General features: G+C 42.1%; 17 protein-coding genes. 3 read left to right on the top strand and 14 right to left on the bottom strand.

The window, feature by feature from the left end:
* Positions 1–35 precede the first annotated feature (35 nt).
* The 5 genes from V7K46_RS06270 to V7K46_RS06290 all read right to left on the bottom strand — a co-directional run bounded on the left by V7K46_RS06270 (position 36) and on the right by V7K46_RS06290 (position 7,041).
* Entirely contained in the window at positions 36–2,675 is a 2,640-nt protein-coding gene (locus V7K46_RS06270) for a TonB-dependent siderophore receptor (protein ID WP_335111734.1), read from the bottom strand.
* A gap of 979 nt (positions 2,676–3,654) precedes the next feature.
* The gene (locus tag V7K46_RS06275) at positions 3,655–3,921 is read right to left on the bottom strand and encodes an NIL domain-containing protein (protein WP_298913151.1); all 267 of its coding nucleotides are present in this window, start codon (positions 3,919–3,921) and stop codon (positions 3,655–3,657) included.
* A 152-nt stretch (positions 3,922–4,073) separates the two neighbouring features.
* Positions 4,074–4,955, bottom strand: coding sequence for a sulfate ABC transporter permease subunit CysW (gene cysW, locus V7K46_RS06280; protein WP_335111735.1), 882 nt, complete (start codon positions 4,953–4,955; stop codon positions 4,074–4,076).
* Complete coding sequence (gene cysT / locus V7K46_RS06285; RefSeq protein ID WP_335111736.1) at positions 4,942–5,802, bottom strand: sulfate ABC transporter permease subunit CysT; 861 nt, start codon at positions 5,800–5,802, stop codon at positions 4,942–4,944. The genes cysW and cysT overlap by 14 nt, the downstream gene beginning before the upstream one ends.
* Positions 5,803–5,895: 93 nt before the next feature.
* The gene (locus V7K46_RS06290) at positions 5,896–7,041 is read right to left on the bottom strand and encodes a sulfate ABC transporter substrate-binding protein (RefSeq protein WP_335111737.1); all 1,146 of its coding nucleotides are present in this window, start codon (positions 7,039–7,041) and stop codon (positions 5,896–5,898) included.
* 785 nt (positions 7,042–7,826) lie between these two features.
* On the opposite strand from V7K46_RS06290, the gene V7K46_RS06295 reads away from it, so the two are divergent.
* A complete protein-coding gene (locus tag V7K46_RS06295) occupies positions 7,827–7,961 on the top strand; it encodes a hypothetical protein (protein ID WP_335111738.1) in 135 nt (44 codons plus the stop codon).
* 228 nt (positions 7,962–8,189) lie between these two features.
* On the opposite strand, the gene V7K46_RS06300 is transcribed toward V7K46_RS06295, so the two are convergent.
* From V7K46_RS06300 to purE, 3 genes are all read right to left on the bottom strand, one after another.
* Positions 8,190–8,981, bottom strand: coding sequence for a class II glutamine amidotransferase (locus V7K46_RS06300; RefSeq protein WP_335111739.1), 792 nt, complete (start codon positions 8,979–8,981; stop codon positions 8,190–8,192).
* 141 nt (positions 8,982–9,122) lie between these two features.
* Positions 9,123–9,422, bottom strand: coding sequence for a putative quinol monooxygenase (locus tag V7K46_RS06305; protein WP_335111740.1), 300 nt, complete (start codon positions 9,420–9,422; stop codon positions 9,123–9,125).
* An 87-nt stretch (positions 9,423–9,509) separates the two neighbouring features.
* The gene (gene purE / locus V7K46_RS06310; protein WP_335111741.1) at positions 9,510–10,028 is read right to left on the bottom strand and encodes a 5-(carboxyamino)imidazole ribonucleotide mutase; all 519 of its coding nucleotides are present in this window, start codon (positions 10,026–10,028) and stop codon (positions 9,510–9,512) included.
* Positions 10,029–10,127: 99 nt separating this feature from the next.
* On the opposite strand from purE, the gene nagA reads away from it, so the two are divergent.
* On the top strand, positions 10,128–11,309 hold the full coding sequence (gene nagA / locus V7K46_RS06315; RefSeq protein WP_335111742.1) for an N-acetylglucosamine-6-phosphate deacetylase: 1,182 nt from the start codon (positions 10,128–10,130) through the stop codon (positions 11,307–11,309).
* Here nagA and V7K46_RS06320 read toward each other — a convergent pair.
* The 4 genes from V7K46_RS06320 to V7K46_RS06335 form a co-directional block, all read right to left on the bottom strand.
* Entirely contained in the window at positions 11,306–11,629 is a 324-nt protein-coding gene (locus V7K46_RS06320) for a hypothetical protein (RefSeq protein ID WP_335111743.1), read from the bottom strand. The genes nagA and V7K46_RS06320 overlap by 4 nt on opposite strands.
* Positions 11,630–11,958: 329 nt before the next feature.
* Entirely contained in the window at positions 11,959–13,083 is a 1,125-nt protein-coding gene (locus V7K46_RS06325) for a site-2 protease family protein (protein WP_335111852.1), read from the bottom strand.
* 715 nt (positions 13,084–13,798) lie between these two features.
* Positions 13,799–14,632: a sulfurtransferase gene (locus V7K46_RS06330; RefSeq protein WP_335111744.1), complete on the bottom strand. Its 834-nt coding sequence runs from the start codon at positions 14,630–14,632 to the stop codon at positions 13,799–13,801.
* A gap of 58 nt (positions 14,633–14,690) precedes the next feature.
* Positions 14,691–15,104, bottom strand: a complete 414-nt coding sequence (locus V7K46_RS06335) for a DUF6220 domain-containing protein (RefSeq protein WP_298910750.1) — start codon at positions 15,102–15,104, stop codon at positions 14,691–14,693.
* A gap of 113 nt (positions 15,105–15,217) precedes the next feature.
* Between V7K46_RS06335 and V7K46_RS06340 the strand changes: the two genes are divergently transcribed.
* A complete protein-coding gene (locus tag V7K46_RS06340; protein WP_335111745.1) occupies positions 15,218–15,880 on the top strand; it encodes a LuxR C-terminal-related transcriptional regulator in 663 nt (220 codons plus the stop codon).
* A 125-nt stretch (positions 15,881–16,005) separates the two neighbouring features.
* Here the strand turns inward: V7K46_RS06340 and V7K46_RS06345 are convergent, their stop codons facing one another.
* Positions 16,006–16,215: a hypothetical protein gene (locus V7K46_RS06345; RefSeq protein ID WP_335111746.1), complete on the bottom strand. Its 210-nt coding sequence runs from the start codon at positions 16,213–16,215 to the stop codon at positions 16,006–16,008.
* A gap of 21 nt (positions 16,216–16,236) precedes the next feature.
* A complete protein-coding gene (locus V7K46_RS06350) occupies positions 16,237–18,387 on the bottom strand; it encodes an N-6 DNA methylase (RefSeq protein ID WP_442939807.1) in 2,151 nt (716 codons plus the stop codon).
* Positions 18,388–18,463: the final 76 nt, after the last annotated feature.

Here is an 18,463-nt window from a genome sequence, read left to right on the forward strand (position 1 = left end):
TGCTGTTTTACCAATGCAGATGCATAAAGTTGAGCTTAGAATGTAAAAGAAACAGAGCCAATCACCGTAAATGGATCACCTGGATAAACAACGTCGCGTCCCTGAGTTTCCAGGTAGTAGTTAATATCAAAAAGATTTTTGAAATTGAGACCAACCCTCCAGTTATCTTGCTTGTAAAACAGCGCTGCATCTGTGCGAAAATAACTTGGTAGGATAAGGGATTTGTCAATTTCTCCGGGGCGATCGCCCACATAATAGAGACCTAAACCAAAGCCCAACCCTTTGAAATTACCTTTTTGAAGTTCGTAAGTTGTCCAGAAACTAGCAGTATTTTCTGCCACGTTTTGCAGGCGATTGCCTACAGGTAAGTCATTATCGCGTGTGACTCTGGCATCTATATAACCATAGCTAGCAATCACATTCCAACCTGGTGTTAATTGTCCGACGATATCAAGTTCAATCCCTTTGCTGGTCTGTTCCCCCACCTGAATGGAGTAATTGGAATCAGTGGGATCACTAGTTAAAACGTTGGATTTTGTGAGGTGGTAAGCTGCCAATGTTGCTGAGAGTTTGCCGTCAAGCAGCTCTCCTTTTATGCCTACTTCGTACTGTTTGCTGCGTTCAGGAGTAAAAGGTGAATTGTCCCTAGACCGTCCATACTGTGGTACGAAGGATTCTGCATAGCTTGCATACAGAGAAATGGGAGGGATGGGTTGATAGACAATGCCAACCCGCGGTGTAAAGGCGGAATTATTGTCGTTCGTTGCACTTTGGGCTACCAAGTCCTTCTGTAAAATACTGACCGTATCAAAACGACCGCCCAAGAGTAGCTTGAGGTTCTCAGCTATAGTTACCTGGTCTTGCAGATAAAAGCCTAATGTATCCGTAAAATTTTGAACTATGTAAGGAGTCGTGGGACGGGTAATCGGAACAAAGTAGACAGGATTGAAAACATCGATAGATGCAAAAGGCCCATTGGTAAAGCCATTGGAAACATTGGTATAACGATTCAGGTCTACACCAAACAGCAGCTTGTGGGTAATTGTTCCTGTTTTGAAGTTACCAATAACATCTGTCTGGAGTCTGTAGTCCTCTTGGGTGGTTCCACCAAAATTAGCGATATCTCTAGTTGCTGTGCGTCCATCTGCTTGCAGTTCGTCCACCTGAACACGGATTTCATCACTCTTGAATATGTTGGTGGATAAGGTCTGACGCAATTGCCAATCCCGACTGAAGCGGTGTTCAAGATTGTACCCAAACTTGTAGTTTGTAGCGGTGCCTTCGTTAATAGAGGGTTCACCAAAAAATCGACTAATCGGAACTGACCCAGGGCGATCGCCAATTGCAATCACTCCGCGATCGGGTTTATAATCTCTATCATTGTATTCAAAAAATAATTTTAAATCCGTATTTTCACTAAGCTTCCAAGCTATGACTGGTGCAACAAATATCTTCTGGGAACTAATAAAATCTCTGAAACTACCAGTATTCTCGTAAGCAATATTGAGGCGATACAGTAAGGTTTTGTCTACATTCAGAGGCCCTGATAAATCCAAAGCTGAACGATAGAAAGCATAATTTCCAGCACTCAGATCGACATTGTAGTAGGGGTCACTTAGAGGTTGCTTCGTCACAATATTGACAATCCCACCTGGTTCAGTTTCTCCGAATAGCACAGATGCTGGCCCCTTGAGTACCTCAACCCGTTCCACATTTGCAAAATCTGTGGACGCAAAGTTGTCACGAATTCCATCTCGAAAAGTTATTTCTTGCGTAAATCCCCGAATTCTCACTCTGTCAAAGGAGTTTTGATAGCCTGCACCTGGTGTTACCCCACTGACATTTTGCAGAATATCCCGCAATCTAATTGTTTTTTGATCATCAATTATTTGTCGTGGAATCACCTGAATCGATTGGGGAATATCGCGCAGAGGCGTATCAGTTTTAGTCGCAGTTGACGCATCAGGTACGCGATATCCATCTTGCTCACCTGTTACCACCAATTCAATTGGCTGATCACCCGAAGTTGATGGTTGATTTGATTGTGTCTGGTTCGTTGGCTGTTGTGATGTTTGGGGTTGCTGCTGTGACGGCGTAGAAGGTGCAGTACTCGCAACAGAGAAGATCACACCCTCGTCTGGACTATCAAACAACTCGACAGTTGGTACACCCACCTCACCTGTCACTGTCACCCGGATAGTATTCGCATCAAGATTTGTTACCATTATCTGTGTAACACCCGCTATTGGCTTTTCTGAGCGGAACGTGAATGCTTCGCCCGATGGTAGGCGCAGTTGAGCATTGGGTATGTCAGTAATGAAATTGCTGCCAGCACTGCGATTGACTAGTTGCAACTGTTGCCCTCTTGATGTCTGTAAAATCACCTCCAGACCTTTATTGGTGGGATTTGCCTTAACTCCTGTCACTTGCGTAACTTCAGTAGTTGGGATATTCGGTGTTGTTGGTGACTGTACTAGCATTTGAGCGCTGGTATTGGGAAGTTCTACTTCATTGAGTTTTAAAATCTTTCCAATCAACCTAGAATCGCGTAGTACCGATGTAACATATTTCCCTTGTGCTTGTTTGTTGACTTCTTGAGCAATTGCACTTATTGGAACGCAGAACAAAATAGAGCTTGTAACCAGCAGAACTTTCAATATTTGCCTTAACACCATTTACCACCCCTACACTTACTCCCCGGCTGCCATCAACTCTCAATAAATTAGCAAATAGCTGCTAGCTACTGAGATATGTAATCAGCTACTTGAGAATCCAGATTACAGGATATGACTAAGCAATTGCAAATAGTTATCAGAATTTATTTACAAGGGGAGTTGACAGCTAATAGGTTTTTGATTTTATTGCTGTGATTTCAGATACCTTTTTGTTTAAGTTAATTGAAAACTATCTTAAACGTGTAAAACTATTAATAATATTTATTTTTAATCCATTAAATGTATAAAAGCTAATGGGACTTTCAAACAATCTTTGCCCAAACATAGCCAGACTTAGCTTTATGAGTGGCAAATACATCGATATATCTACTGAGCCAGCCTCAACTGTGCCTGATTGAATATCAGTTTCATAGAGATTTTCATCTTTTTGGCTCTTATTAAACTACGGTAACTCTATCGGTTTAATTCTTATGTAAACGAGAGTCCCACAAAAACTGCAAATAAACAATAAGTAAATTGCAGACATAAAGGCATTAATTTTACAAACCAATAATGATAATTATGATTTATTATTTTTTGAAAAAGCTCAAAACGGAAATTTTGATAGTTTTAGTTATCTGATTAGAAAATATGGGAAATATACAACTAACAAAGTAGTTTTTAAACTTAAACAACAGCAATCCGAAATAGAAGGATATTTCTTCAATATAGAAGAAAATAAAGTTTACTATGATCTATGTGGTAAATATTCCCAAAAACAACAAAATTTTGATTACCAAGATTTTGAAAAACTAATTTCTATCGTTTATTAAAAAAAACCTAACCCCCTAACCCCCTTCCCGACGCGGGAAGGGAGAAAATTCAAAGTCTCTGACGCCACGTGCTACCCTGCGGGAACGCTAAGAGCGAACAAGTCGGCAGAGCCGCCCAACGCAGTGGCTCCTCCTTTTAGGAGAGAGATTTAGAGAGAGGTTAACCCTTACCAATCACTCGCTTGAGTGTCATCCCAGACTTGCAATTTCAAATCGTGGAGATAGGTTAACCCACTCTGAATTTGTGCATCTGTTCCTTGTAGTTCAAGGTCAAACCAACCATCACCGACAGCATTGGCTCCCAAAATCGCTGCGGTGATATTCACAGTCAGTCCATAGTCAGACACCAGGCGAGAAATGACAGGTTCCTGGTGATAATCCTTAGGAATTCTTAGTCGAATCCGTTTATTGGTAAGTGTATTGTCACTAGCCATATTTGAATTATTTCAATCCCTGATCGAGATTGGTACAGAACTACCCTTAACTTTAATGGTAATTTCCTGAACGGTACTAGGTAAATCGTACCATGTCCGCTGATTTGCTTGTATCCTATTTAAAGGATAACTGTTCTAACCGCTTGATTTTCCTATTCAACATCTTTAATCTGGGTTTTCCGTTCCAGAATCTCCTTCAGCACTAAGGTTACTACTGCTAACAACGCTAACAATACAGCCGCAGAGAAGGCAGCTTCGGTTTCGTACTGTTTGTAAGCATCTTCTACAAATAATGGTAAACTCTGGGTTTGGTCGGCAATGTTGCCAGATACCACCGAAACCGCGCCGAATTCACCCATTGCTCTAGCATTGGTCAAAATTAAACCGTAGAGTAAGCCCCAGCGGATACTAGGCAGGGTGACGCGCCAAAATATCTGCCAATCTTTTGCACCTAGAGTTCTAGCAGCTTCTTCTTGATCCTTACCAAATTCCTCTAAAACAGGAATCACTTCCCGCGCCACAAAGGGCATACTCACAAAGGCTGTAGCCAGTACCATACCTGGAAAGGCAAAGATGATTTTGATATCATGGGCCTGGAGCCAAGGGCCAAACCAGCCATTGCGTCCGTAAAGTAGCACAATCATTAATCCTGCGACTACAGGCGAAATCGAAAAGGGCAGGTCAATAATGCTCAAAACTACGGCGCGTCCGGGAAATTTATGACGAGCGATCGCCCAGGCTGCACATAGCCCGAATACTGTATTTATAGGCAAAGAAATCAAAGCTAGCAACAGTGTTAGCCAAGCTGCATGGAGAAAAGCCGGTCGCGTCAGGTTGGATAGAAACGGCCCAACTCCTTTGCTGAAGGCTTGGACAAAAACGTTGATTGCAGGGATATATTGAACTAAGGTTAAATAAGCGATCGCTACACCAATTAAAACTATTGGTACCCAACTCTTCTGCTCTTTAGGCTTGGCTGTATGTGTATCTGTATCAGATGCAGATGAGTGAAAACTTGGCTTATCTACTGTCATATCGCCTTGCCCATGCTTGTAAGAAATTAATTGCCAATAACAATACCAACGAAATTGATAGTAAAACTATGCCAATTACTGTTGCACCAGAATAGTCATACTGCTCTAATCGTTGGAAAATCAGCACAGGTGCAATCAAATCTTGGAATGGCGTATTGGAAGAAATAATCACAGTTGACCCATATTCCCCAACTGCACGGGAGAAACCCAAGGCAACACCAGTTAAAATCGTCGGAAATAAAGGCGGCAAAATTACCTTCCAGAAGGTCTGCCATTGAGAAGCCCCCAGACACCAGGCGGCTTCTTCTATTTCATGTTCCATTTCCTGAAGCACTGGTTGCACAGTTCTCACCACAAAAGGTAGTGAGATAAATATCATTGCCACCGCTACTCCTGTGCGGGTAAAAGCCACCTTAATTCCCAGTGGTGCTAATAGCGAACCTATCCAGCCATTATCGCTGTAAACTGTTGCCAGGGTTAGCCCTGCTACCGATGTTGGCAGCGCAAAGGGTAAATCCACTGTGGCATCAATCAAGCGTTTTAAGGGAAAGTCGTAGCGAACCAGAACCCAAGCAATCAGAGTCCCAAATACGCCATTCAGCAAGGCAGCAAATATTGCCGTAAAAAAAGTGACATTGTAAGTGGCTAATGCAATCTCACTGGTTGCGATCGCCCAAAATCTCGCTGGAGGTTCCGTACTCGCTTTCAGGAACATGGCAGCTATGGGGATAAATAACATCACCGTGAGGTATGCAATGGTGATTCGCCAAGTCCACGGAACCCGCCCCAATCTCTTCCAGAATGGCGTTTTGCGTTCAACTTCCACAGAAGGAGATACAGTCGTCATAGTCAAAAATTCAAAATTTTAATTTCAAAAAAAGTTTTTTACCAGTGGTCAGTTGTTTTTTCTACTGACCACCGACCATTGATTAATGACTAATTACCGTTTAATTTGGGCTTGAATCTTATCAAACACACCGCCATCTGCGAAGAACTTCTGATCGATTGCACTCCAACCACCCAAGTCTGCAACTGTACCGAGAGTTTTCACCTTGGGAAATTTGTCTGTGACTTCCTTCGTTTGAGCTAAAGTCTCATCTATAGATCGAAATCCCAATTTGACAAACTCTTGCTGTGCTTCTGGGCCATAGAGGTATTTCACAAAACCTTCAGCAACTTCGCGGGTTCCGTGCTTATCGACGTTTTTATCTACCACAGCGATCGGATTGTCAATGGATATGTTCACATCAGGAACGACATACTCAACCTTCTCGCCCTTTTGCTGTGCCAAAATAACTTCGTTTTCGTAGTTGATTAAAACATCTCCCTGCCCTTGCTTGGCAAATGTATCAGTAGCTTCCCGCGCATCTTTAGGCAAGATTGGCACATTTTTGTAAACTTTAGTCACAAATTCAGTAGCTTTAGCCTCATCCCCACCTGTTTTAATTACAGAATCCCATAGTGCTAAGAAATTCCACTTAGCACCGCCGGAAGTTTTGGGGTTAGCAGTAATCAATTTTACACCGTCTTTGGCTAAATCTTGCCAGTTCTTGATCCCTTTAGGATTGCCGGAACGAGTGACTAATGCTGCAACTGATTTGGAGACAATACCATTGTTGGGAACTTCTTTCTCCCATCCTGGCTGAATCAATCCAGCCTTCTCAATCTTTGTGGTGTCTCCAGCTAGTGCCAAGTGAACAACATCTGCTTCCAAACCATCGATGACGGCGCGAGTTTGGGAACCAGATCCGCCATAACTTTGTTTGAAGGTGACAGTTTGGTTATGATCTTTCTTCCACTGTTCTACAAACTTAGGAATGATCGCTTCGTGAGCTGCTTTGGTAACTGCAAAAGAAACGAGGGTTAGTTCAACATTATCCTTGCTTGCAGCAACAGGACTAGCTGTAGGGGTTTCAGAGGAAGAATTACTTCCAGTTCCACCGGAGCAGGCGGCAAGCGCCATACTCAATAAAGTACCTACTAAAAAGAGCGATACAAAGCTTTTGAGCGAATTTAGCCGGAACCGATATGTTCTATGTTCAGCGATCGCTTGTAATCTTTTCAGTGGGCGTTGCCACAAACTCATTCTATTTCCTCCACTAAATCTACGGATAACTGATGGTAATACAGTTGTATAGTATTTATCATACTAGATGATTCCATCTATTTAGTTGCAAACAACAATAAACATCACATTCTTTATCAAGAATATGGTGATTTTACCAGTTTTGTGAGGAATTATAAATGTTTTTACTTTCTACTATTTAAGTTATCATCACAATTACCTACTTAATCTATCAAGCAAATTGCTAGTGAATAGCTAATTTTTGAGACTCACTGCTATTTCCAAAGTTGGAAATGTAGTTTGTGCTGATGACGATGCCTCAATAGCTGATTTGAGCTTAAGTAGTAGGCACGAGAAAACGAATATATGTTTAGTTTTGTAAAAACGGTGAAATAACGAATTTATAAGGTATGTGCCGAATTTAAATTTCGTTACATACTGGAAAATTTTCTTGCCTACTTACTTATTCTTTTGATTGTTAGGTAAACAAGAAATCTCGTAGTCACAGGAGTATGTAAAACAAGAGGTTACAGCCTCACATAATTGTCTTTCTGTCAATGGGTAAATCTTATTTTCAATCAAACGAGTTCTTTTTTGTTCCTTAGTCAAGAAAACGCGAATGCATATTATCAAAGTTACTTTTCCAAGATAGAAGAAAAATTTGCAATATGATATGAACTTCTGTTTTAGACAAAGAACAAACCATTGCACAGCCTGGATTTAATCGCTGGTTGATTCCTCCAGCAGCATTAGCAATCCACCTGTGTATAGGACAAGTGTATGGCTTTAGCGTGTTCAATCTGCCAATGACGAAACTGATCGGCATCACCCAATCAGCGCCGACAGATTGGAAGTTGCTAACTCTCGGTTGGATATTTTCTAGTGCGATCGCCTTTTTAGGGATTTCTGCGGCTCTTTTTGGCAAATGGGTTGAAAAATAAGGGGTATTGCTTATTGGCTTTCTTGCAAATCTACTTGTCCGTGAAGTCCGTAAAAAATATAGCATTGGACAAGAGAGGTTATCATAGAAAGCATGAAAAAGAAAACCCATTTAGATAATTTATAAATGGGAAAAATATCTAGTTAATTGTGAAATTCGTCAAAAATATCAGATATTTGAGCCTTGGCTACCAAAGCATTTATTGAGTAAGATTGTCACTCTACATAACCTAGACTTGTTCGGAACTGAACGCATATTTCAGGGGCAGCCCGTCCTGAAAAACTAGTAATTCTCCCGGTTGGATTTGTGTCCAAACTTCGTTGTCAGTCAAGGGTGTAGTAGCAATGACAGCGACGCGATCGCGTTCAGTAGTTACCTCCCGAAAATCTACAGTCATGTCTTGGTCAATTAAATGGGCAGCTGCAAACGGCGCTTGGCGGACAATGTAACTGAGTTTGGTTGAGCAATAAGCAAATAAGTGTTCTCCATCTGATAATAAATAATTAAATATACCTATTTCTGCTATTTGATCACTAGTTTCTTTCAGCACAGGGTACAGCTCCTCGATGTCAGGCTTACCCTCAGGAAAGTGCGATCGCAATGTTTCTAGCATCATGCAGAATGCTTTTTCACTATCGGTGTCACCTACGGCTTGATAAAAGCCGAAATTTTCCGGATCAAAATCTGGCAAATTACCGTTGTGGGCAAATACCCAATACTGACCCCACAATTCTCTACGGAAAGGATGGCAGTTGTGTAGGGCAACTTCACCCTGAGTGGCTTTGCGGATATGGGCTATGACATGGGTTGAGTGGATGGGATAACTCCGCACTAACTCCGCTATTGGAGAAACAACAGAAGGTTGGGCATCTAAAAACATCCGACATCCCTTTCCTTCAAAGAAAGCAATGCCCCAACCATCGCGATGATCATCCGTTTTTCCTCCCCGTGCAGAAAACCCTTCAAAAGAAAAGCAAATATCCGTTGGAACATTGCAGTTCATTCCGAGCAATTGGCACATGGACGTTGTAGCTCTCAATTTTTGACTAAGGCCTCAGGATCAAGATACTTCAGAATGCTGTATTGATTCTGGAGCGATCGCTTCAATCTTGGAATTTAATGAGATATTCCAAATGCTCCCCTACAATAAAACAATATATGACTATGCCAAAAGATGGTATCGGCGGACATCTGGTGCAGCAGTCACTAAACCTTCAAGTTTGGCTACTCCCGCTTGGAGATGGGGTGAATCTAGATGAGTGTTCAGGGTTTGATCAGAAGTCCACTCCTCTATAAAAGTAAAGTCTGTTGGATCGGACTGGTTTTGCAAAAGTTCATACTTGATCGCACCTACTTCCTGACGGGTTGGCTCAATAAGTTCCAACAGTACAGCTTTTAGTTCTTCTACTTTGTTAGGCAAAGCAATAAAATGGGCAACTACGCGAATAGTTTGGTTAGTCATTTGTCATTTGTTATTTGTCATGGGGTAGAAAGGATGGAGGGGCGAGGGGAAAAACTTGCTGCTCCCCTGCTCTACTGTTAACATTTATTAAAACATCTCCTGTAAATATTGCTCATAGCCTAGTTGTTCTAGTTTTTCTTGCTTTGCAATTACTGATTCAGATAGGGTTTGGCGATATTGCTGCACTCTTTCTAGCAATTCTAGTTGCCCAGTTGCGAGGATTTGTACTGCTAAAAGTCCGGCATTTTTGGCATTACCGATCGCTACTGTTGCCACAGGAATACCAGCAGGCATCTGTAAAATAGAATACAAAGAATCTACACCTTGTAAGTTACGCGTGGGTACAGGAACACCGATCACAGGAAGTGGAGTTAAAGACGCTACCATTCCAGGCAGATGGGCAGCACCACCCGCACCAGCAATAATCACCTTAATACCGCGTTGGTGTGCAAGTTGAGCATATTGCACCATCCTTTCTGGGGTCCGATGAGCAGAAACGATCGCCACTTCGTTCTCAACGCCAAATTCTTCACAAACTGCGATCGCGTCTTTCATGGTGGGCAAATCAGAATCGCTGCCCATGATAATACCGACTAGGGGTGTCATAGAATTTTGGATTTTGGATTTTGGATTTTGGATTTTGGATTAATCGCCGATTGTTTCATCTAAAATCGGATGAGATTTAGCTCTCTTCTCGCCAGTGTAATGATCCAAGCAACACAAAATCCTGTAGATATTATCAATGCTAAAGTACCAGGGTACAAAGATTTGCAGATGCTCTTGGTTAATCAAGAGGGGATAATTGAGCAAATCTTGCCAATGGGTACAGCAGGAGTACACAGCCGTGCGCCTCTACTAGATGTAGCAGGTGACTGGATTTCTTTAGGCGGCGTTGATTTGCAAATTAACGGAGCATTGGGTTTGGCATTTCCTGAATTGACGGCTCTTAATGCTCACTTGCTGGGGAAAATATCACAATTTTTGTGGGATGCCGGGGTAGATGGATTTTTACCGACACTTGTAACAACTTCGGTAGAAAATATTCAGCGATCGCTTGCGATTATTGCTGAGGTTCTCCCCAGTCAACAAGCAGGTGCCAAGATTCTGGGAGTACATCTAGAAGGCCCATTTTTGAATTTTCAAAAGCGCGGCGCACACCCAGCAGAGTACCTGTTACCCTTAACAATTGATCAGGTAAAGCGGGTTTTGGGTAATTATGCTCATGTTGTAAAAGTGATCACCTTAGCACCTGAGTTAGATTTGACTGGTGAAGTAATTCCATATTTGCGTTCTTTGGGGATTACTGTCAGTTTAGGGCATTCTCAAGCAACAGCTGCCCAAGCGCAACGTGCTTTTGAGGAGGGTGCAACGATGGTAACTCATGCTTTTAACACCATGCCAGCGTTACATCACCGCGAACCAGGATTGTTAGGGGCAGCAATTATTCATCCTGACGTGATGTGTAGTTTTATTGCTGATGGTAAACACGTTTCGCCCACGATGCTGCAAATTTTACTTCGCGCTAGCTATCAAGAAAAAGGGCTGTTTCTTGTCAGCGATGCTCTTGCACCTTTGGGGCTACCCGATGGCGTATATCCTTGGGATAGTCGGCAAATTGAAGTTAAAAACGGTACGGCACAACTGGCGGATGGCACTTTGTCGGGGACGACTTTACCCTTGTTGGTGGGAGTGCAGAATTTGATGAAGTGGGGAATTTGTGACGTAGAAAGTGCGATCGCTTTAGCTACTAATGCACCTAGACAAGCGATTGGTTTACCAGGAATTGCTAAGAGTCAACCCGCTAATTTATTACGCTGGCATTGGGATGAGACTACAAAAGAATTAACTTGGCAACGTGCGATCACCGCAGATATGGGTATATTTTAAGTAATCCATATCAGATTAACTTTGTCTCCCTTCATTCCCACACGTACTATAAATTCATGTCCATCATCAGCAAAACTCAGCTTCCACAAATAGGTCTGAGTTTCTCCTTGTTTGAGATGACCGAAATAAGTAGTTGTATAACCCTCAGACATGCGTGGAATCAGCGGGGAGCTAACTTGGTCAAATATTTCTTTGGTAATATCTCTTCTATACTCTAAATCACCTACCGTGAGAAAAAGTTCGTAATTTCCCGCAACAGTGGCATCCAAAATAGTCTGCAAACAATTAATCACGTTTTCAGGGGGATTTGTCGAATTCATATATCATCCTCCTATGTCTAGTGTGACTCAGAGATCAGGCGTTGACTAACAATATAAGAACATGATACTGAATTTATTGAACTTTAGAGATCGCACCATCGTTTATTAACGGGGTAATCTTGTTTAAAATCCTTTAAACCACTGGCTTTTGCGTCTGTTATACCATTTTACTTTAATAATGATACAAATACGTTGGTAAGGGCATGGCATTGCCATGCCCCTACGAGAAATCTATCTGTATCAGGGTTTTCGTGAATTAGTATTACTCCTGCTTGTGTGGAACAAGAATCTCCCACCACAGCGTAGCTTGGTAGGAGAGTGTCAATAAACTATGCAGGGCTAGGTTGAGTTCGGCTTTGAAGTAGTTGGATAATTGCAGCTTTTTCTAAGATTCCAACTAGAACGCCATTCTCACGAATTACGGGAAGCACAGATAGCTTTTGTTGTTCGAGTAACTGCATGGCTTCCAGCAGAGGTTGATCGGATTGGACTGTGGTAGATTCGGTAATTGGTCGCATGACTTCTTTGACTTGAGTTTCTGACCACAGTGCTGTTGGGATGGTTCGTAAATTATCAACTGCGATCGCACCTACTAATTGTCCATGATCATCAGTCACTAAAAACCGATGCCAGTTTTGCCCACTTATGACTCGCTCATCGGCAAACTCTCTCAGGGTAAGATTAGCAGATACAATCGGGCTATCTTGAGTTACAGCATCTTCAGCAGTCAAACCTGTAAGCTTTTCTTGCACTCTGGCAAATTGAGCCGCATTACCAGCATTTTGCAACAAGAAGAAGCCAACTAACAAATTCCAGGAGTTACCGAAACTGCCAAATAATAGTAGGGGAAGTACACCGGAAAGAACTGCTACCCAACCAAAGATTTGCCCAACTCGACTCGCAAAAGTCACACCTTTATAAGGATTACCTGTAATTTTCCAAACGATAGCTTTCAGTATATTTCCGCCATCTAAGGGCAAGCCAGGAATAAGATTGAACAGGGCTAATGCCAAGTTAACAGAAGCCAGAACACCAAGTATTGCTGCTAACGGCCCTGATGCAGCAGTAGTAACACCAATTACTGTAACGATACCGCATAGTAGTAAGCTAACTAACGGGCCTGCGATCGCTACCCAGAAAGCTTCACCTGGGGTTTTTGACTCTTTTTCTAAGCTAGCCAAACCGCCAAATATAAATAGTGTGATGGATTTTACATCAATTCCCTGACCAATTGCAACGAAACTGTGGCCTAACTCATGGGCGACGACAGAGGCAAATAACATCAGCGCTGTCATCAATCCTAATAGTAAAGCTAATCCCGCAGACAATTGGGGAAATTGCGCCGCCAGTCCACTGCTATAGCTCCAAGTTACCAAACCCAGAACTAAAAACCACGACGGATGGATATAGAAGGGAATTCCGAAGAGATTACCAACGCGAATTGTGCCATTCATGTCGTTCACCTTTGATTTCAGCTTCGAGAGGTTTGCTTTCATCCTTCTCGATGTCTTTAGTGTAACGAAAGGTTAAGAGATTTTAATCTTGATGACGGTAGTGGTGTCCGTCGGTAAAGGTGCGGTTCTTGGGAACATTGGAATAGGACTTACGCAAAAAACCTCTCAAACTCTTATTCCTCCGTGTACTCTGTGTCTCTGTGGTTCGTTCTTTCATAACCCGTGCGTAAGTCCTGTGGAAGCAAAAGTAATTATATCTCCAAGTGGTTGCTAAAAAACTAGGAGATAAACAAGATAAACTCTAGTAATAGGTAAGTACAGTTTTGCGTAGAAGTGTAGCGTTTTGAATGCAGGGGAACGCATTAACATTGCAAGCCGACGCATTAACAATGCAAGCCGACACATTAACAATGTAAGCTGACGCATTAACAATGCAAGCCGACGCATTGGCATTGCAGGGTATTGCCTTTGATTAATTCGCTACAAATTAATGAAATGCTGTACTAAGGGCTATGGGATATTGAGGTAAACTCTAGTAAATCAGATATATCCCCTAGTAATGAAAGCTTTAGTAAAACGCGGCGCTACAAAGGAGAAGGTAGCAGCAGTCAAACTTCGCACCATCACCAAGAAGGGCAGGGATTATCCCCAGGCTTACTATCACGCTCAAGAAAATGGGCACAAGAAAAGCAAGTATATTCCTAAGTAACTCTCACTATTTCTTGATCGCTACATTAGGCAGGCGACTCCACTCATTCCAAGAGCCATCATAATTCCGAACATTCGGATAACCCAATAAATACTTCAAGACAAACCAGATATATCCAGAACGCGCACCGATAGTACAGTAAGGGAACACTTCTTTATCAGCTGTAATGCCATGACTCTCATAAAGATTTTTCAATTCGTTGAATGATTTAAAAGTTCCATCCTCATTGAGAATTAAGATATGCTCAAGATGCACTGCACCTGGTATATGTCCAGTGAGTTCACCTGCTTTCGGTGGCTGATTGAAAAACCACTCACCACAATATTCTTGAAGTGTTCGGACATCCAACAATACGCAATCGCTTCTACCAATTGATGCCTGAACTTCATTATGTAATACTCGCAGATGAGCATCAGGAGTTTTGGCATGGTAATCAGTGTCAGCAAACGTGGATAACTCAGTTGCCAGTGGACGAGCTTCTGACTTCCATTTCTGGTAGCCGCCATTGAGAACTCGGACATTCTCATGCCCAAAGACTTTCAATAACCAGAAAATCCAGGCTCCTGTTCCAGGATAACTGCCATAGGCAATCACTGTTGTGTCATTGGTGATGCCTGAACGTGCCATCAACTTCTCAAAAGCTTGTGCATCCCAATTCATCTTCAAATCGGGCAATAGTAAGTCTGTAAAAATGTTCCAGAAGACAGCACCAGGGATGTGAGCATTTTTGTACGGTTCTGGACTCATATCTACTTCGATAATGCGGACGTTTGGATCGTTGAGATGATTTGCCAGCCACTGGGTATCAACGAGAACGGATGAATCAGCGTATTGAGACACTTAATATTTCTCCTGTAATAGCGCTAAAAGAATTGAAAGTTGTGTTTCCTCTTCGGATTTAGTCTTGGTTGGGAAATACGATGTGCGATGTCCGATGGACTAGGGTTGTGGAAATAGAGAATAAGGAAAAGCCGATAAGTGGGTGGAAAACTGCTAAAGGAAAAGAAGTCTTCAAGTGAATTGTGAGAAATTGCAGTCCCAGCAGCACTGGCATACTTGCTGTAAGGCTCTGGATTCTTGGGGGAAACGGTATTAAAAACACCCATACCAACAAAATTAGTGAGAGTCCGCTATATCCTCGCACGAGCCAAATATGTAGGTTCCACCAATCAGAGTTGTAAAAGTAAGCTAATCCAACACTGAATACTTGGGTTGCTAAACAGAGATTGAAAAACACTGCTGCGATCAAAAAACTAATTTGAATCCAGCGCCCGGATATCTGTGTGTCATCAATGCCAGAATTTATAGTCATGGTAAAGTAATCCAAAAAAAGCAAACAAAGGATTTGACTTGATGTGACTAAAGCTAAGATAGGTCTGGTTGCTATACTGCGCCTAGACCTCGAAAGGGTACACTTTGCCAATCATGATTGCCTTACAAGCTCTATTTCATGCAATTGCTCAAGCTAAAGATGAACAGACGTTGCGATCGCACATATCCGCAGAAATGAGTCAGTATTTTTCAGCTACACGAGGTGGGCTGTTTTTCTTTGCTCAAATTTCTCTAGTTGACAGCAAGCTCCAAAAAGCAATGCAAATTGCATTATCACCTCAACACAATCCACTTGCACGCTACTTGCTAGAACACCATGCCCCTGTTCATGAAGCTTTGGTAGTAGAACCTAAGACGTGGAAGTTGATTTGTCCTCGTGCTGATCACTGGCACGTTATGGCAGGGCCGATTGTCAGCAATGGCCAGTTAGTGGGCGTGTTAGGTTTTACCCGTAAGCAAGGAATGCCTGCATTCGACTCACAAAATCTTACAGATTTGAGTGCGCTTTGTCTGCACGTTTCGACTTGGGTGGCAACGGTGAGATTACAACAACCACTATTACAGACAAAGCGTTTAACGCCTCGTGAAATGCAAATTGCTGACTTGGTGGCTCAAGGACAAACCAATGCAGAAATTAGTGCTGAACTTTGGATTACTGAAAACTCTGTCAAGCAAGCCTTAAAAAGGATGTTTCGCAAGCTTGAGGTTTCATCTCGGACTCAGATGGTTGCAAAGCTTTCCACAGTTTCAAAATAGGTATTGCTGAATCAAGAAACTTTCAGCAGTTTCCACTTCTTCTATTACATTTTTAATTTTCAGGAGCAAGTCCTCATCTCAAATCTTACCAAGATCCTTTTCAAAGCTTTTTCTGAACTCAACTTTCACGATTTCGGCTCCAAAAGTTGAAAGATGAAGTCGCGGTTAACCAGGTCAGTTGTTTCACCTTCCGCGATCGCTCGTTCCATTGCTATATCTTCAATAATTTCTGCCAAAAATTCAGAGACTTCTTCACGGTTATCACGAATCAATTCGACGATCGCGCTTTTCAAGATTTCCTTGAGTTGTTCTGGGTTTAGGATAATCTCAGACATTATGCTTCCATTAAATTAAGTTTAATTTGATAAATTAATGCCAATCGCTTCAAGTTGCTGGTTTATCCAAGTCGTTGCCTTCTCTTCATCCTGCTCGATCGCCCGTTCTACTCCTGTTTTAGCAATTTCCAGCAGTTGTTTCGATTGCTCCCGCTTTTGGTGAGAGGCTTCAACTTTGCTTCTGATTTTTTGTTGAACAGATTCAGGCGCATCCCAAACTAGAAATTGAGCAATTTCGTTGGGATATAGCTCAATTTGCCCAGATGATCCTTTGAAATGCTTTTCAACCAATAGCTTCCCAATCATGCTATTGAGGTAAATCGACAGATAAACTGAATCAAGCGAATCCGTTCGCAAAATTGTGACGTGATTATCGGGTAAAGCTTTTTGTTCGTAGAAATAAGGTGCACAGCGTCCGATTGTGCCAATCCCTGTACCATTGATTAACACATCATCCGTTTGGATGGTTAGCGGATCATTGGTTTCTGATAAATAAGCATAGCGATTGTCCGTCAACATAACCTCACCTTCTCGAACGTGCTTGGAGTTAATGACAGGCAAACTTAATTTATACTCGTCTTCGTCTTCAATATATTGAGGCTGTTTCCCTCGTTGATTCAAGGTAAGTAAATCACCGAGGGGGGTTAGTTCAACTTTTTCTTCAAGTCGTTTAATCAATTGGTCAAATTTTGGCTGGTAATACTCAGCGTCGAAGCGACCGGAGGACAGGAACGACTCAGCAAAACTTTTGACGGCAACGGTTTCTTCAGTAGGTTGCCAGTCCTTCAAGCCAAGCTCCGACAACAGCAAATCCTCAGCTTGTTGATATAATTTCTTTGAATTTTTGAGAATCTTGTATGAATACTTAATTAGTAATTCAAGAAAATCTTGAAAATTAAACTTTAGAGTAGGAACGAGAAGATTCTCAAGAATAGTTAGGTTGACATGTCCTTGTAAACCTCCACTAGCAAATCTAAACAACTGACTTGTACCAAGCTTTGAATTTAGGAAGCCTACAAGATAAAAGGGATTTACGTGATTTTTATTGCTCTCTACGATGATGATGTCAGCAGAATTAACAACTTCTGAATCTAGATAAATACTAGCTTTACCAAAAGATCCACTTCTGGCAATAAGAACGTCACCCTTTTTTATTTGAGATTTTTTAAGCTGTTTGTGAAATTTTTGAGTAATTCTTTGACACTCTTCAGTATTGACAAAGAATTCATCTATATTCCGAGTCTGTAGTAATAGAATGCCCGATTCATCATATTCAGAAACCATTGATCCAACATGACCAACATCAATTTTTCTAGCTACTTGAGATAAAGGCTGAGTTGTGGTGCTACCTAATGCTTTAACAATACTCAAATATCCCTTTTGAAAAAACTCTGCATCAACTCTAAGACTTGCGTTGTTAAATTTTGCTTCGCTAAATAATAATTCAACTGCTTCTAGCCCATCCATCAACCGCTGATACCTCATAGCATCAAATGGTGTCACAGATGGGCTGGGTTCAAAAAAACTGAGGTTCTCCTTTTTGGCAAACTCAATAAAGGCTTCAGCAATACCGTCTTCCGTCCGTCCTTCGTGGTTATACAGGTCATGATCCACCACTAAATGACCGTGTTTATCTTGCAAAAAATCGCTCTCTACCCCAATGACTCGTCGCACCGGAGAAGGTGGCATCAAGTCGCTGAGTTCATCATCGGGTGGTGAAGCCGTAGACGATGAAATCTTGCGCCAAATCTTGTCCCCAGAGTTATCCTTCCCCGACTTTCGCATCGTGGCAAAAAAGATGTTGTAGTCATTTTGTCGGGGGCAAAGTGCGCCTGCTTTGGGGTCGTCGTTCCATTTCTGCACAAACAGCACTGAGGTTTTTGTGCCTGTGTGCGGCTTAAAGGTGTTGCCATGTAGCCCCACTACTGACAGAATCCGGCAGCGTTCCGCAATAAAATCTCGAATGTTCTTATCAGAAGAGTTGTTAAAGCGTCCTTGAGGAAGCACGATCGCCATTCTGCCCCCTGGTTTCAAAAAGTCCAGGTTGCGCTCAATAAACAAAATGTCGCGCCCCACTTTACTTTGCCACTTGCCATCCGGCTTTTTCGCCAGGTCATAGCGGGCAATCATGCGCGGTTCCTTGATGTCCCCCGCAAAGGGTGGATTTGCCATCAACACATCAAACTGAAACTCTCGATAGTCCTTGCTGCCTTTCGGTCGCAGCCGTTTCAGCCGTTTGAACCCCTCA

The sequence above is a fragment of the Nostoc sp. genome (assembly GCF_036917395.1).
In the GTDB taxonomy this organism is placed as follows: domain Bacteria; phylum Cyanobacteriota; class Cyanobacteriia; order Cyanobacteriales; family Nostocaceae; genus Nostoc.